10 protein-coding genes are annotated in these 17226 nt (G+C 42.4%); 3 read left to right on the top strand and 7 right to left on the bottom strand.

The window, feature by feature from the left end:
- Positions 1-13: 13 nt before the first annotated feature.
- From NSS87_RS11250 to NSS87_RS11220, 7 genes are all read right to left on the bottom strand, one after another.
- Complete coding sequence (locus tag NSS87_RS11250) at positions 14-3163, bottom strand: beta-galactosidase (protein WP_339247107.1); 3150 nt, start codon at positions 3161-3163, stop codon at positions 14-16.
- Positions 3160-4479, bottom strand: coding sequence for a glycoside hydrolase family 125 protein (locus tag NSS87_RS11245; RefSeq protein WP_339247104.1), 1320 nt, complete (start codon positions 4477-4479; stop codon positions 3160-3162). Before NSS87_RS11245 ends, NSS87_RS11250 begins: the two co-directional genes overlap by 4 nt.
- Before the next feature lie 120 nt (positions 4480-4599).
- Positions 4600-6117, bottom strand: coding sequence for an ABC transporter substrate-binding protein (locus NSS87_RS11240; RefSeq protein ID WP_339247101.1), 1518 nt, complete (start codon positions 6115-6117; stop codon positions 4600-4602).
- Between the two features lie 85 nt (positions 6118-6202).
- The gene (locus tag NSS87_RS11235) at positions 6203-7126 is read right to left on the bottom strand and encodes a carbohydrate ABC transporter permease (protein WP_042187007.1); all 924 of its coding nucleotides are present in this window, start codon (positions 7124-7126) and stop codon (positions 6203-6205) included.
- A gap of 19 nt (positions 7127-7145) precedes the next feature.
- Positions 7146-8075, bottom strand: a complete 930-nt coding sequence (locus NSS87_RS11230; RefSeq protein WP_231573424.1) for an ABC transporter permease subunit — start codon at positions 8073-8075, stop codon at positions 7146-7148.
- 280 nt (positions 8076-8355) lie between these two features.
- Positions 8356-9924: a response regulator transcription factor gene (locus NSS87_RS11225; RefSeq protein WP_339247097.1), complete on the bottom strand. Its 1569-nt coding sequence runs from the start codon at positions 9922-9924 to the stop codon at positions 8356-8358.
- Complete coding sequence (locus NSS87_RS11220) at positions 9924-11738, bottom strand: sensor histidine kinase (RefSeq protein WP_052404244.1); 1815 nt, start codon at positions 11736-11738, stop codon at positions 9924-9926. Before NSS87_RS11220 ends, NSS87_RS11225 begins: the two co-directional genes overlap by 1 nt.
- A gap of 247 nt (positions 11739-11985) precedes the next feature.
- On the opposite strand from NSS87_RS11220, the gene NSS87_RS11215 reads away from it, so the two are divergent.
- From NSS87_RS11215 to NSS87_RS11205, 3 genes are all read left to right on the top strand, one after another.
- Positions 11986-15117, top strand: a complete 3132-nt coding sequence (locus tag NSS87_RS11215) for an alpha-mannosidase (protein WP_339247095.1) — start codon at positions 11986-11988, stop codon at positions 15115-15117.
- A 169-nt stretch (positions 15118-15286) separates the two neighbouring features.
- On the top strand, positions 15287-16477 hold the full coding sequence (locus tag NSS87_RS11210; protein WP_339247092.1) for a pectin acetylesterase-family hydrolase: 1191 nt from the start codon (positions 15287-15289) through the stop codon (positions 16475-16477).
- Positions 16478-16521: 44 nt separating this feature from the next.
- Positions 16522-17142, top strand: a complete 621-nt coding sequence (locus tag NSS87_RS11205) for a helix-turn-helix domain-containing protein (RefSeq protein ID WP_339247090.1) — start codon at positions 16522-16524, stop codon at positions 17140-17142.
- The last annotated feature ends 84 nt before the right edge of the window (positions 17143-17226 follow it).

The following is a 17226-nucleotide window of genomic DNA, read 5'->3' as shown; positions in this document are numbered from 1 at the left end:
TCTACTAAGATCCTTAATGTAGTAGATGTGGATAAGTTATATGGATTTCAACATCCTGCTGGCGATACACGCCAAGAAGATCACCTTTATAGTCCGTAGCAAACAGGACTGAACGTTCCTGTTCCAACAAGAACGCGTAGGTTCGGCCAGTGGCTGAATCCTTCACCTCGATTTTCGCATCCTGAGCATATTCCGATACGAAGGTGAAGAGCGCTCCTGTAGCAAAGCTCAATTTCCGTCCGTAGATACCTACTAAGTCCCCTCCGCTAATCCACTCCAAGTCACACTCCACATTAGCAGCATGGAGCGCGTAGCGATACAGTGCAGACGTAGTATCACTTCGGTCGCTCAATTCAACGGGCAGTGGACTCCATAGGAGACGACCCTTGCCAAGCGGGATGTTTATGACTGAGTCTATAGTAGAGCTTCCGCTTCCGCCGGATTCGTGAATCATCATTTCCTTCGATACCTCAGCAATCCGTCGGTGACCGAAGGAGACGGGGAGTTCTTGGCCTTGAAGGCTAAGCACTTCTTCACGGCGCACATTACGCAATTCACGCTTGCCAAGAATATCACTTAAGCGCTCTGAAGAACGCCAGTAAGCATCAATGTCGAGCGGGCCTGTAGCAAGCAATACCGCACCAGTCTCTTCAACGATGTGTAACAATCTTTCCATCGCTGCATCATCGAAGTTATGCGCGCTTGGCAGTATAATAAGCTTCACAGGATGGTTCTCCAAATCATCTAGATGGTATTCAGAAGCCCCTCTGAAAGGCATCTTTAGATCATATGAAAGAATACGGGTAAGCTCTGTTGTAGCAGCGAAAGCCAGCTTCCGGTTAGAGAAATCATTCGAATACGGAAACACCACAGCGATCTCTTCCAGTTTCCGATCTCCAAATACGTCACGAATGCCTTCTATAAACTTCCCGAAGTCATAAGAGACATCCGCCTCTGGCTTTTCAGTTCCATCTGCTCTCAATGCTCCGATATGTGACTCATTCGCATTATCCATATAGAAGTTCGTATTCCAAATCCAGTGTATGGCCCCCGCACCAGCAGTTCCAAACGCATAGGCATATTTGCGTTCGAGAAGATTTCGCAGCTCTAGCTCCGAACGTTTGGCTCGTCCATCAGGAGTTTCTACATACATGACGCCAGTCTCTTGAATTAGGTTTGGCTTATTAGGTGTCTTGGCAAAGATGCCGTCCCACACCAGATAATCATTAAACCACCAGGAATGTACAGTGGTGTAATCCACCGCCTCCTCGTAGAAGAACGGCGAAGGTCGCTGTGCCCCTAGCCCTTCATCCTGACCGACCGTAACCATCTGATCTGGACATTGCTCCTTAATGGCGTCAGATAACTGCTTCACCCAGCGGTTATGCATATCCATGGAGAACAAGCAATAATCAAGCCAACGCGTCCCTCTTTTAGCGCTGTGCATATCCTGTACATCGAAGTTCATCTCTTTCGCTTCTGGCAGCCCTGCCGATTCAAAGTCAGGAAGCTGTGCGGGTGTCATATTCCAACGTTCCTGTAGTACTTCGATTTCCCCATGTCTATGTCGAAGCCATTCTATGAAAGCTTGTTGCTCGAAGCGATCATGACATGAACTCGGACCATCCGAGAAAATCCGTGCCGGATCAAACATCGATGGTTCATTAATAAGATCCCAATCTACATTCGAAGACGCTTTATGACGAGATACAATAGAACGAATGAACCGCTTCTGAGCCTCAACACTTTGTGGGTCCAAATAAGGATTCACCCCACCCCACGTTTCCGGTGTGAAGGAGAAGAACGTGAAAGTCACCTGAAGATCATGCTTCTTCGCCGTCATGATAAAGGCATCAATCGCTCGCAGTACCTCTTCTGAAACATGACCATCGTCTTGCATCACGTTACGATAAGCAGTCCAGATTCCTGTTCGGATCCAGTTAATCCCTGCCTTCCGCATTTGACCCATATCGCGATCCCATACCCCAACGTTCGGCAGAAATAGAAATTTCCGTGCCACATCACTCGTCATATAAGTCATCCCCACAACAGGTAGCGGACGCCCATCTTTTATGAAATAATCTCTTCCACTCGTTACCGGTTCACCTGCTGCTAGAAGTTCAGGGGCATGCCCCCAGAACCCTTGACGTAGAATACGGACCTCACCATCACTGGCTTCCGCTTCGCAGATCACTTGGAACAGACCACTCCTAATTTCCAGAGGAATAGGCACCCGAACGATGTTAAGCTCAGCATTAGCCTTCATCTCCAAACAATCGGACCAACGCAAGGAGGGATCGGATTCATGCTCAACATTCATTGTTAACTTCCAATTGTCTTCATTTCGCAAAGAAGGTTGTACCCGCTCAAGCTGCTGAATCTGAAGTGTCAGAGAAGCCCGTTCTCCTGACTCATATGACGCGTAATTTGGCTTAACCCACATTTCCGTTACACCCTTACTACAGAAACGAACCCACTCAGTCATCGCGGACAGCCCTTTTTCCTTCCATAAAGAAGCCGTTGCAGCCGTATTTACGAACAGCCAGCGTGAGCCTGCAAATAAACCAATCGTATTCTCCCAAAGAACTACTGGAGCAGCAGTTTCCCGCCCCTCATGCGTAATTCCCTTCAAAAGCGGGTAAATCCGTGTGCTCATCGGACCTGCTGACCCCATTTGATGGGGTAAATCACTCGTCTTCGTCGTATGTGGCACAAGGTTCCATGTCTCTTCACTCGCTATAAAAAGAGCTTCTTGCCCCTTAAGCAGAGGAATGACATCTGATGCAAGCAAGGACTGGTTGCGAGAACAATCAACACGCAGTACCTCATGAATAGACAGCTCTTGGTGATAAGAGGTCTGCTCTGCTTCCACATGCCATTGTTCATTTTTCCAGCGAACGGGTTGTTTGAAGGGGGCACCTCCAATGCTGATCAGCCCACCACCTCTTTGCAAATATCCAAGAATGTCTATCCATGCCGCTTTTGGAAAATAGGGTGCATGCAGATTAATGAAACATCCACCTTCGGTTTCCTTAAGCGTTGCTGCAAGCTGATTCGCATTCACAATCATACCGAACTCACGCATGGATTTAACCGCGTCACTAGGAATAGAATTGGAAATTGGGAAATCAGAATCATAGAATATGATTACAGGTCTGCTCATAGTAGTCCTTCCTTCATCGATTTGTAGACTAGTTGGGAGAACAGACTATTGGACCAGGCAAACCATTTTCTAGTGAATATATTCGGGTCATCGACATGAAATCCTTCATGCATAAAACCAGTCCCCGCATCCGTTGCCTCTAGCATCGCAAGCATGTCCAGCTTCTCTTCCTTCGTGGAAGCCGTCAAACCTTGCATAGACAATGCCATATGCCAGATATAATCTTTCGGAGTATGTGGACTGCCAATCCCTTTCGCTGCTGTTCCTTCGAAGTAAAAAGGATTCTCCTTGCTCAGCGCAAATCGCCGTGTATTCTGATAAATCTCATCATCTGCCGTAACATAGCCGAGATAAGGAATCGACATGAGCCCCGGTGTTCCCGCATCATCCATCAAGCAGTAGTTGCCGTAGCCGTCGGTCTCATAGGCGTAGATTGGTCCGAATCTCGGATGACGATAAATACCATACAGCTTGATTCCATGATCAATGTCCGCTTCTAATGCTTTAAGCTCTTTTAGAAATTCAAGATCACGGAATACCCATTCTGCGAATTCCTGCATATGACGTAATGCAACAACGGCGAACATATTCCCCGGGATATTGTAATGGAAGTCGCAAGCATCATCGCTTGATCGGAACCCGGACCAGACCATCCCCGTGTAATTTACAGGCATACCAAGACCGTTGTTGCGTAACGTATCTTCAGGTATTCCATTATTACGCATAAAGCTGTAAGGAGATAATTCAGCATGGCGCTGCTCAGTTTTAAATAAGTTGTATATTTTGACCATTGCTGCCTTAAATCCAGCGTCGAATATATCAGTCTTCCCCGTTTCTTTCCAATAGGCATAAGCCAGATGCATAGAAAAACAGAGAGAATCGATCTCGAATTTACGTTCCCACACCCAAGGGGACATTTCCGTAATATCGCTAGTGCTCCAATGCCAATCATTCGCTGTTTCGTTAAACGCATTAGCATACGGATCAATATGTATATACTGAATATGTCGTTTAATTAGACCGCTAATGATACGTTGAAGATCCGGATCATTCTTCGCAAATGGCACATAGTGCATAACCTGCTCCACAGAATCTCGCAACCAGGAAGCAGGGATATCACCAGTAATGATGAATGTTGTTCCATCATCCATGAGCTTAGTCGTTGTCTCAAGTGTATTCGGGAAGCAGTTCTTGAAGAGCTGCAATAGTTTAGGCCGATGCGCTAATTTCTCCTCTGCTTCGTTCAATACTTCTTGAATCGATTGTGGAAGCGGAAGCTTCGGCATTGAGATGGTTGGCAGTCTGAATTGTTCCATATTCCCACTCCTCTTGATAAAAATGAGTATAGATAGAGAGACGGGCAGCATAGCTGCCCGTCTCCACTAATCCTATTTGTGTTACCTTTAGATTAATCGTAGGCGTGTTACGTTCAAAGCTTATTTCTTTGTCTGGTTCCACTCATCAAGCTGCTTTTGAACTTCAGCAATGACTTTTTCCAGTCCAGCTTCTTTAAATTTCTTGGTTGCTTTTGGCAGATATGTTTTAGGATCAACAGAACCTGTGTATAGAGCTGGCATAAATTCTTTAGTTACGTTGTTGATGGCCGCTACTTCTGTTTTTACAGGTGTAGGATCAAATGCAAAACCGAAGGTAGGAGCTTCTTTTGACGAATCATTAAACTTCTTGAAAGCATCCCATTTATCAGCAGGGTCATCAGCATGCAGATAAGTCAGTAACATATTTCCAAGCGTGAAGCCTGGCATTGCATAGCTATCTTGCATAGCTGGCAGATCTTCAATGACATTCTCGGAAATTTTCTTGTAATGAGTGCCTTCAATACCATAGTTGAGCAAATTGCGTAAGTACTTATCTGTATTCAAAAGATTCAAGAACATCATAGCCCGTTCAGGATCACCTGAGGTTACGGAAATAGCGTGCATCGAACCTGCGGCGGACTGTGTATACACATAAGGCTCATGCATAGGCGAAGTTACAATTTCATAACCTGCTGAACGAGACCAACCTTTTTCTGCATAAGGCTGTGTAATTTCGCGATCGGCAAACCATTTACCGGTCTTAATATTATCAATACCTTCAAGTGTTGCAACGTCTGGGCGTAAGTAACCTGCTGTGTAAAGTCTGCGCATCGTATCTAACGATGTTGCAAGTTCAGGTGTCTCCAGAATATTAACAACCTTGCCATCTGTGGAATCCATATAGACCCCGATAGGTAACTCATCACCTAGTACATAGTCAAATGGCATGAATGGTTTAAAGCCTTTAGGAACAGCTAGCGGTGTAATATCCGCAGGCTCATTCTCTTTAATCGTTTTAAGAAGTGGCTCTAGATCATCTAATGTACGAATATTGGAAATGTCCATGTTGTATTTATCAACATATTTCTTATTGAAGCGCCATACCCATTGCTGTCCAAGCTCCTTATTTACAGGAACACCATAGATCTCACCTTTAATCTTAGTTCCTTCTAAGAAACGTGGGTCCAAAACCTCTTTCGTTTCCTTTCCATACTTATCTAGCAGATCGTTCAGACCCAAGAAGGTACCGTTAGCTGCGTTACGGCGGAAATCATTTGTCCAAGAAGAGGTAAAGGCAATGTCATAAGGCTCACCAGAAGCGGTAATGACTTGCATCTTCTTATCGTAATCACCCCAATCGAACATCGTAATGTTCAACGTCGCATTAATTTTTTCTTGGGTATATTTATTAACTTCTTTTAATACAAGATCCAAGTCCTTTTGAGGTCCACCAATTAAATACATCTTCAGCTCATATGGCTTTAATTCCGATGTACTCCCTGCTGAATTCCCTGCTGCCGCTGAATTGTTTGTTTCTTTAGCAGCATTTGTATTATTATTCGAACCACATCCAGCAAGTAGGCCAGACAAAAGCATTGTTCCAGCAAGAGCGAGCGTTAAACTTTTTTTCACTTTCATTTCTATTTTCCCCCTTTAGTTTAATGAACTCTTTATTTATATCGACTCCTATTCTAGCGATTCGAATAAATACATCTTATTAGTGTTACTCTTTTAAAGAGCCCACAGTTAAACCTTTTACAAAATACTTTTGGAAGAAGGGATACGCTAGTGCTATAGGCAAGGTCGCCAGTACAACCATCGCCATACGAACAGTTTCTGTCGGCAATGTCGCAGCAATCTCAAAGCTTGATCCCATCTGCATGCTGTTCTGGATAACAAACTCCATATTATTCTGAATTCGCATCAGCATCGCTTGGAGCGGTACAAGACTCGCATCATCTATATACAGCAGCGCATTAAACCAATCATTCCAATAGCCCAGCGTACAGAACAATCCAATCGTTGCAATCCCCGGTAATGAGATCGGAAGTACAATTTGCAAGAACGTCCGAAACTCCCCTGAACCGTCAATTTTGGCTGCCTCAATGAGTGCATCAGGCACTGAAGTCTGGAAGAAGGTTCTCATCACTAGGATGAAAAAGGCATTCATCGCTATTGGCAATATCAAAGCCCATATCGTGTTGTACAAATGTAAAAACTGTGTGGCCACAATATAGTTTGGAACCATTCCGCCTGAGAATAACATCGTGAAGAAGGCGAAGAAGCTGAAAAAATTACGATAGCGAAATGATCTTCGAGAAAGAACATAGGCGTAAGTTGTAATTAGAAATAAGCTAATGAGCGTACCTAGTACAGTAACAAGTAAGGTAACTCCAAAGGAACGAAATAACTGATCACCTGTGTTAAAAACAAACTGATACGCCGCCATACTAAATTTTTCTGGAATTAAGCTAAATCCATTTAAAGCGAGTACTTTCTCATCTGTAAAAGAAATGGCTATGACAAACAAGAACGGAAACACACAGGTAAAGGCGAAAACTCCAATCACAATATTGAGTACCACATTCCAAAAAGGAGTAATGGCGTTGTTGTCGACTTCTTTCGGCTTACGTTTGAATACTTCCATAACGTCAATTGACTCCTTTCTAGAATATCGCGTTTTCTTTGCTGATCTTTTTCACAATAGAATTCGTTACAATTACCATGATAAATCCAACGATCGATTGATATAGACCCGCTGCTGTACTCATCCCCAGGTTTCCTGTCGTACTCATGCTTCGATAGATATAAGTATCGATAACATTCGTTACGGAGTATAGAACACCGGAATCCCGAGGTATTTGATAGAATAGACCGAAGTCAGATCTAAAAATACCACCAATCGCTAGAATAGTTAGCGTTACCATTAAAGGCTTAAGCAAAGGAAGTGTAATAAACTTAATTTGCTGCCATTTGCTGGCCCCATCAATCATTGCCGCTTCATAGTAGGACTTGTCGATACCCGCTATAGCCGCTAAGTAAACAACACTTGAATAACCAATTGATTTCCAAATTCCCATGAAAATTAGGATATATGGCCAAAAGCGAGTATCCCCATACCAGGAAACAGGATCGCCTCCGAAGTAAACAATCACTTGATTCAAGATACCTTTATCTACACTTAGGAAGCTGAATGTAAAGAAACTAATAATAACCCAAGAAAGAAAATAAGGCATAAACATCGCCGTTTGATAAACTTTGGCCATCCGTTTGTTCACAAGTTCGTTCAAGGTGATTGCAATGCCCACCGCAAGAACTAAACCGAGAGAGATCAACGCCACGTTATACAGTATCGTATTTCTTGTAATAATATAGGCGTCCTCTGTCGAGAACAAAAAGTTGAAATTTTCAAGGCCAACCCACTTACTATTTAAAACGCTTGCAAAGAATCCGTCCCGATGAATCTTGAAATCCTTAAATGCAATAATGGTTCCGAACATCGGTAAGTAACAAAAGATTAGGAACCATATTGTCCCTGGTAATACCATAAACCACAGTACTTTATCCTTATTTAAGCTTTTGAAAAATGCAGACACTATTCCACATCCCCCTTCTCTATCCCCAAACAATCCCCGTAATACCCTTTCGATCTTATTTCCTTGCCCCTTTAACTATCTTTAATTCTGCGCTATAAAAGCGGTTTCATAAAGTTGAAAAACTCCAGAATGATATGTAAAAATTAAAGATCGCAAGAAAAAAAGACCTCCGTGAGGCTTGAAAATCCTTAAGATTTGAACAAAAAAAAGGAAACATTCCCGTGACCAACGTTCGTGAACCCTCCACTTGAACGTGATACCGGGGAACATTTCCTAAATCCTACGCCTTTTCTTTTTTATACATATTTCGAAGTTCTGTTGGAGATATGCCTACTGATTTTTTGAATTGACGATAAAAATACGCTGGATCTAGATACCCTACTTCAGCTGCAATTTCATTGGTTAATAACGTAGTTTGAAGCAGCAGTTGTCTTGCTTTTTCAATTCGGAATTGATTCACATAATCAGAGAAGCTTCGCCCCATCTCCTTCTGAAATAGCTGTCCCAAGTAAGTAGGATGCATATTCATTCGCTGACTGAGCGTCTTCAGAGATAGTTCTTCTCTATAATGTTTGCTCACTTGATCCACCATATATCTCATATTCGGACTGAGTTCATCACTCACTAGCGATAATTGGTCAAACGTTTCATTCACACTTTCCTGCACATGATGAAGCAACTGCTCAATGGTATGGATGCGTAGCAAAGGATTAAACACAGCACTGAAATTACAGTTTTTCTCCATATTCTTAGCGATCAACATTAATTCAATCGCCACGTTGTAATTATCAATGCGTGTAATCACGCCACATCCGAACAGCTTTTGGAATGTTTCTGCGATAAATTGATTTGCCGCCTCACGCTCGCCAGATAATAATAGTTTAGTAAATGCTTCATAATCAATTTCGAGCTTTTCCTCATGTAACACCATCTTCGACAGTTGGTCCACATCTATAATCGGGTAGCCCGGCAGCATCAGATGATCCACATATAAACTTTTCGCTTTTTTATAACTTTGTGGTACTTCTTGAAAAGTATATTCCTTACTTCCTATCGTAATCCATACAGACTTTCCTAATTCATGCATAATCTCACATTGCACTTGTTGCAGCATGCAATACATTTCTTCTTTGTTCTCATCTTCAGCCGACTCCGCAACAATAAGAACAAGATCACCTTCCATATCTATAAATACAATAACTGTTCCGCGCTCTGCTACGGACTGCACAGCGATTCGATAACATTCTTCCATAAGTTGATTAGGGTGCAGTTGACCCTCATCCTCCTCATGTTCCGTAATAAGCCGAATCGCAGCCACCGTAAAACATGAACAGTCCAGAGAAATATTTAAGACTTTTGAACGATGCAATAGCTCCTGTCGATCTATATTTCCAGTGACCCAACGATTTAAAATATTGTTACGTAAAACTTGCTGATCCTCCTTCGCATGAAATTGTTCAACATCCTCTTGATTGAGGACCTCAACAATTTGCTCAATGGTCGATTCCAATTCTTTTATGTTAATGGGTTTAAGAATATAATTCTCAATGCCTAGACTCATTCCAGCTTTTAAATACTCAAATTGTTCATAGCCGCTTAAGATAATAAATCTCATTTTTGAATCAAAAGACTTAATTTGTTGAATGAGTTCAAGTCCCGTAAGCTTTGGCATCGTAATATCTGTAATTAATATGTCAATGGCTTCATTATGGCTATGCAAAAATTCTAAAGCTTCTTCCCCATTACTCGCTTGCCCTGCGATTCTTAGTCCATAATCTTCCCATTCGATCACTGAACGTAATCCTTCAAGAATAAGAGGTTCATCATCCACAATAAGTATGTTGTGCATTATTTAATACTCTCCCTTACCACTGGTATATTCATGATGACTGTTGTTCCTACACCGATCTCACTAGCAATCGATAATCCATATTCAATCCCATAATAAAGCTTAATTCGCTCATTCACATTACATAGTCCAAGCGAGGAAGGTGGTGCATCCATTCGCATACTGACTTGAAGTGTTTTTTGAAGTTCCGTTAGCCTGCTGGGAATAATCCCATTTCCGTTATCTCTGATAGCAATTTGAATGCTACCGTCTGATTCAGTTACTTCAATGCGGATTAAGTTATCGGAGCGTTCGGGCCTGAATCCGTGAACAATATAATTTTCAATGACCGGCTGAATCAGCAGTTTAACGATAGAACAATTCATAGCCACTGGACTTATTCGCGACTCGATTTGAAGCTTATCTTTATGCCTAATCTGAAACAGCTCAAGATATAGATTGCAATATTCAATCTCATCAGCGATGGTAACAACCATACTTTTCTTAATCATTGTTCGGAATAACGTAGATAAAATGTAAATCATCTGACCTACATCCTTCGCACCTTGCGAAATAGCCCGCATCCTTATAGCTTCAAGCGTATTATATAAAAAATGCGGATTAATCTGCGATTGAAGAGCAACGAGTTCTGCATTTTTTTGCGTAATTTCTGAAATGTAAACTTTATTAATATACAGTTCTAGTCTTTCACACATATAGTTAAAATTGTTGGCAATGAGCTGCAATTCATCCTCCCGGTTAAGATGAATGCGCGTGCTTAAGTCGCCTTCCTGTAAGCGCTTCATAGATTTGACAATGATCTTCACTTTTTTAGAGAAACGTAAAATTATTCCGTATGTAATGGACATTGCCGCAACAATTAGTGCTGCCGTAATCCCGATAATCCAATTTCGTACTACCACCATTTCTTTGTTTACCTGCGACTTCTGAATGATTCCTGCCACAATAAGACCTGAGCTATTCGTTGTATTTAAGTTAACTTTGGATAATCCATCCAGTGCAGTCCAGTTGTCTGAATAAAGACCAGCGATATGCGGATACTGCTGTCCCATATACCTTCCTAAGGAATCATATATGACGTCACCGCTTGGTGTTAGAACCAACACTTGGCCATTATTCTCTGTACCTTTCGTACCAAGCCATTTTGAAATAAGTTCAGCATCAAAATCTATAATGAGCATACCGATCGTTTTCAATGAAATCGGATCTTTAAGCTCCCTAGTCATCGTATACAAATTGTTATTGTCTTCCCTTATTTCCTTAAGTAATAATTTTTTCTCATGCGAAACCCAACCATTCTTGGGTATGGGTGATTTTTGCTCCGAAATATCTATATCTCTTTTGTAGAGCTGTCGTGTATTATTTTTATATAAATAATAAAATTCTTTCTCAGTGCTGTATAAGATAACGTCAGAGATACCACTTTTCTGATTCAAATACGTTTTGAAGTAAGTATCGAATGTATGGGGTACGAAGCTCCCAATTTCAGCAAACTGATCTAAACGATATTTAAGATAATCTCCATAATCATGTTGCAAAAAGTAGGACAAATCCTCACTTACAGAAGCATCACTATAAATTTGCTGGATGGCCAATTGAATCCCTTCGTACTGCTGATTCATATATAAACTCACGTAATCCAGTACCTCTCGATTAGCATCAACATGTTGACGCGTGATCGTCTGTTCATAGTATTTATAAACGGTAATGGAAGAGGCAATAAGCGTAATAATGATGATGGATGAATATATAGCTAAAATTTTATTAAACAGCTTTTTTCGTAAATGATTTTGATAAAATTTCTTTATATTCAACAAATTCACCTTCTCTCAAAATCTAGCCTTTAGGATTAGAAGCTTAACACCACCTTTCTTTTTGTGCAATGGGAGCGCATTCATTTTTAGATGTAAATCTTTCCTCCTTGCAACCTTTTTCTTTATCATGAGTTTACATCTCGCTAAAAATCGTCTATAGTTGGTTTCTACCCCCAAACAAACCTGTAATCACCCTATAAGTCTTATAATCCTCGTCCCCCATCAAGATAATGGAGGGCTATTACTCATGTTTCTAACCAAACGTAAACTCAACTCCCAACTAAACGAGATTTCCGAATATCGTTACCGGGATCGAATACACATTCCTTTTTTCAATTCTATGATTGACGAACAAGGTGAAATTGCAGCGGAACCACCCGTGGATGGAGAATGGTCTAAGCTACAGGTTGGCGATACCTGGAAAGGCCGCGATTTGTATTTATGGCTAACGACACAGATAGACGTACCCGCCTCTTGGGCAGGACGCAGGGTACTGGGTCGATTTGATTTTGGCGAGACGGGTGCCGGAAACAACTCCGGCTTTGAATCTTTATTCTTTTACAATGGTAAACCCTATCAAGGTGTAGATTCCAATCATACAGAAGTGTTCTTGCCGGATGAAACGGTAGGTACGCAGCTTCCTCTTACCTTCCGTTTATGGTCGGGACTAGAAGGTGGCGGTCCTAAAAAAGATCAAACGCATGGCATTCGTATGGCAGAAATTTGTTGGCTGGACGATGCAACGGATGATTTCTACTTTACTGCACTTGCTGTAGTTGAGACGCTGAACGTACTCGATTCAAAAACACCAGAATATACACAGCTGCTAAGTACAGTAGACCGCTCGTTTCTTCTGATTGACTGGTCTCGTCCAGGTTCAGAGGTCTTCTACGCTTCGATCGAGGAAGCTCGTAACTATTTGCGTGATGAAATTAATAAAATGGAAAAGTCTTCGCCAGTTACTGTTACCTGTATTGGTCATACCCATATTGATGTAGCTTGGTTATGGCAATTGAAGCATACCCGTGAGAAATGTGCGCGTTCCTTCTCGACCGTACTCCGTCTGATGGAAATGTTCCCTGACTATACTTTTTTACAGACTCAACCTCAGCTCTATGAATACATCAAAAACGATTATCCAGAAATCTATGAGAAGATTCGTGAACGTGTTGCTGAAGGACGCTGGGAAGCTGGCGGTGGCATGTGGCTCGAGGCAGATTGTAACTTGACCTCAGGTGAGTCTCTTGTCCGTCAATTGCTATATGGTACTCGCTTCTTGCGTAATGAATTTGGTGTTGAATGTGATTATTTATGGCTGCCGGACGTATTTGGCTACAGCTGGTCCTTGCCACAAATTCTAAAAAAATCAGGAATTAATACGTTCATGACCACCAAAATTAGCTGGAATCAATACAACCGCATGCCACATGATACCTTCCAATGGCGTGGTATTGATGGCACTGAAGTATTAACACACTTCATTACAACACCAGAGCCTTGGTCTGAAGAAGATTCTTGGTTCTACACCTATAATGGCCGCATCATTCCTAAGACTGTAAAAGGAATTTGGGATACGTACCGGGATAAAGAAGTGAATCGCAATTTATTACTTTCTTACGGATATGGTGATGGCGGCGGTGGGGTTAACCGCGAAATGCTAGAGATGCGCCGCAGACTCAACGATCTCCCAGGACTACCGAAGATTGAAACAGGAACAGCAGGAGATTACTTCCGTAATCTGCAAGAAACCGTTGCTAATACAGATCGTTATGTCCATGTATGGGATGGTGAGCTTTACTTAGAATATCACCGTGGCACGTACACTAGCCAAGCCTACAATAAGCAGATGAACCGCAAGCTTGAACTGCTATACCGCGAGGCGGAATGGCTAAACGCACTGCAAAGTGTGGTGTCTGAAGATTGGTCGAACTATCGTCAGACCGATTTAGACGAGGGTTGGAGAATTATTTTGCGTAACCAATTCCATGATATTATTCCTGGTTCTTCAATTCGTGAAGTGTACGAAGACAGTACGATTGAATATGCTCAAGCCGAAGCCATTGGTCAATCTGTATGGGAACAATCTACGAACCTACTAGTGAACGGAAGTGAAGCCGGTAAATATACCATCTGGAACAATGCTTCTTGGGAATTAACTGAGCTCGTAGAAATTACTATAGAGCCTGGCATGGAAACAGGACATTGGATAAACACAGAAGGTAAACCCTTACAAGCTCAGCGTGAAGGTGATCGTTGGATCATTGAAGTGTCCGACATTCCTTCTCTCGGATACACCACCATCTCCTTCGTGGCAGATGTGAATTCTGAGCCACTAAGCACTCCATTCAAGCTGAATGAATCAGGAATTTCAACGCCTCACCTTGAAATAGCGTGGAACGAGCAAGGTCAATTGTCATCCATCTTTGATAAACACGAACAGCGTCAAGTATTAGCTAATGGAAGTCACGGTAATGTGTTCCAAGTATTTGAGGATAAACCATTAGCACATGAAGCTTGGGACATTGACATCTACTACCAGCAAAAAATGCGCGAAGTGATCGACTGCACTAGTATTGAAGTCATAGAAAATGGTTCATTGCGTTGTATTGTGCAATTCACATGGAGCTATATGGATTCCACGATTAAACAGCAAATGATCTTACACGCTGGGCATCGTCGTATCGACTTCGTGACGAACGTAGACTGGCATGAGAAAAAACAGCTAATGAAAGTAGCCTTCCCTGTTGCGATACGAGCTACCGAAGCCACTTATGATATCCAGTTCGGTAATGTTAAGCGTCCAACACACTGGAACACTAGCTGGGATTACGCTAGATTCGAGACTGTGGGTCATCAGTGGGCAGATTTATCAGATCGTGGTTATGGCGTTAGCTTGCTGAATGACTGCAAATATGGCTACGACATCAAGGATAATGTGATGCGTCTATCCCTAATCAAATCGGCAACACACCCTGACCCTGATGCGGATCAAGGCGAACATTCATTCACCTACTCTATCCTGCCTCATACTGGGGATTGGCTACAAGGTGATACCGTCCGTCAAGCCTGGTCCATCAACAATCCACTGCGGAGCACCATGGGGCAAGCTGAAGTAGAAACAAAGTCCATGATTCGTCTTTCTATGAATACGGTTATGGTTTCTGCCCTTAAGAAATCTGAAGATGGTCAAAAATTAGTTGTACGTGTTCACGACTATTCCGGAAGCCGCCAGCAGATTGATATGACGAGCGACTTGAACATTATTTCGTGGCAAGAATGTAATCTAATGGAACGTCCTGAAGGTGAGGTTCACACTGAACCTGTCATTACCTTTGTACTTGAACCTTACGAAATTAGAACATTTGAAATCGAAGTATAGAATCTAATTAAATGAAGTAACATACAAAATCGGGGTGTCCCTGTAGCCATGTATAAAAAGGCTGCGAGGACACCCCGTTTTTCGATTATGATTGTTTATTTTGAATTTAAGTATACACATTGCGCAATGAGTTAACGTAGCGTATACTCCAATTAAGGGAGAGATGTATATGAGAAGAATGGGGAAAATTACGATATTCACATGCATTGGATTATTGAGCCTTGCTTTGATTGCTATTCTTGCGATTAGCGCTTTTGTGATCAAGAGACCGGCCACCGCCACCCCCGTAATCACGGAAGTGAAGCCTTATGAGTGGAATAAAGTCAAGCTGGACGGAAATGTCATTTCAAGTGATGGATCAGAGTATTTTATCTGGAATAAAAAGGGAGAGACTAATAACTGGATTATCTTTTTTTCCGGGGGAGGGGCCAGTTGGGATGCCCAAAGCGCCGCGCACCCAATCAAGCTAATGAACTTCATTAAAGGTGGAGATACGGGCAACTATTTCCAGAACATCCCCTTCTATATGCTGACATTGCTGAGAGGTATGATGGATACGGATAACCCTGCCAATCCTTTTCATGGATGGAATGTGGTCTACCTTCCCTATTCGACGGGTGATTTCCATATCGGTAACCGTACGGCTGAATATAAAAAAGAGGACGGCAGTACCTTTACAATGCGTTATAACGGCAGCAATAATGTGCGAAGCAGCCTTGATTGGATATATGCCAACGTGGAAAAGCCCGGCAAACTGCTAATTGCAGGTGAAAGTGCTGGTGGATTCGGGTCCGCCTTCTGGGCTCCGGAGATCGCCTCTCATTACAAAGACTCCGAGATCTTCCAATATTCAGACAGTTCCTTCCTGAAATCAGACAAGTGGCCAAATGTTGTGAATAAGGAATGGCAGGCAGACTTCGTTAAGAATTTTGGGTATACCCCTGAAGCGGATATCATCGGGGCAGCATTTAAAGCGAACGGTCATCTACTGCCTGCGAATACGGTAATATTGCAATCCTACTCGGTATTTGACGAGATTCTGATCCACTTTCAGAACAACATCAACGATTACAAGGGGCCCAGAGATCAACGCATTATTAATGAATGGTCACAGGAAATGCGGCAATCTGTATCTTCTTTAGCTGCCACTTTACCTAATTATTATTACTATCTGACCGACTATGGGCTAAATGCTAAGACGGGTACAACCCCGCACACTTTTGCAACCAGAGAGACCTTCTTTCAGGCTGAACAAGATGGTGTGAAGCTTCTGAAATGGCTAGGTGATGCAGTCAACCATCAGAAACCCTATTCAGTTGGGAGCAAGTTCCTCATGACGTCGAAGCCAGCTCAGAAATAGCACAGAATTAGCGAAATACTCGCACAAGGCAGGAGAGAAAATTAATGAATTTGCGTGAAAAGCAGATGCAAATGACGAGGGAGATCATTAAGGATACAGCTCTCAGCTTGTTCTGTGCTCAAGGTATTGAGCGCACGGATATGGCTCAAATTGCAGAACAAGCCGGGGTCTCTCGGCGCACTTTGTATCATCATTATAAGGACAAAGAAGAATTAGCCGCTCAAATCTATGTCCTTAACCTGGAGCGGATGTTTGGACAGCTGCTGTTTGATTTTGATTTTGAACAGCCGGTACAATCACTGGAGAACATTCTGGATAAATATTTGGCGCTAAGAGATCATCAGGAATCACTGATCTACTATGATGCCATTTTTGGAGTTTACTACAGCACGCTTTCTAAGAATCCTGCAGAACTGCCTGACTTTAAGAAGGCTATGGAAGGCTGGTATTCGCGACTTATACTTCTTGAGACAATAGCAGTGGCTCCAGAGGAAAAAAATAAGTGGTTGAACATTCTACAGAAGTCCACCCACCTGTATTTCATGTATTTACAAAAAGCCGTTATTATTACGCATCAGCGGGGCGGTGTGGTTACGGAGGAAGACCGGGCAACGGACCGACAATTCAAGGATTTCATTATGCATGGCGTACGGCATTCCCGATGATTAAAAGGGTCTTTTCGTAATAGGTTTCATATCGGTATAATATACCAATCGGTATTCATGCGGCTCTAGTTATATGGAAGGAGC

The organism is Paenibacillus sp. FSL F4-0243 (assembly GCF_037963295.1).
Lineage (GTDB): Bacteria > Bacillota > Bacilli > Paenibacillales > Paenibacillaceae > Paenibacillus_AQ.
The sequence above is the reverse complement of the archived record's forward strand: the minus strand, read 5'-3'. Positions and strand labels throughout refer to the sequence as shown.

Excerpts from the sequence above, each read along its gene's own strand:
- NSS87_RS11240 (WP_339247101.1), bottom strand. The coding sequence starts at position 6,117 with ATGAAAGTGAAAAAAAGTTTAACGCTCGCTCTTGCTGGAACAATGCTT.
- NSS87_RS11210 (WP_339247092.1), top strand. The coding sequence starts at position 15,287 with ATGAGAAGAATGGGGAAAATTACGATATTCACATGCATTGGATTATTG.
- NSS87_RS11250 (WP_339247107.1), bottom strand. The coding sequence starts at position 3,163 with ATGAGCAGACCTGTAATCATATTCTATGATTCTGATTTCCCAATTTCC.
- NSS87_RS11225 (WP_339247097.1), bottom strand. The coding sequence starts at position 9,924 with ATGCACAACATACTTATTGTGGATGATGAACCTCTTATTCTTGAAGGA.
- NSS87_RS11205 (WP_339247090.1), top strand. The coding sequence starts at position 16,522 with ATGAATTTGCGTGAAAAGCAGATGCAAATGACGAGGGAGATCATTAAG.
- NSS87_RS11235 (WP_042187007.1), bottom strand. The coding sequence starts at position 7,126 with ATGGAAGTATTCAAACGTAAGCCGAAAGAAGTCGACAACAACGCCATT.
- NSS87_RS11215 (WP_339247095.1), top strand. The coding sequence starts at position 11,986 with ATGTTTCTAACCAAACGTAAACTCAACTCCCAACTAAACGAGATTTCC.
- NSS87_RS11245 (WP_339247104.1), bottom strand. The coding sequence starts at position 4,479 with ATGGAACAATTCAGACTGCCAACCATCTCAATGCCGAAGCTTCCGCTT.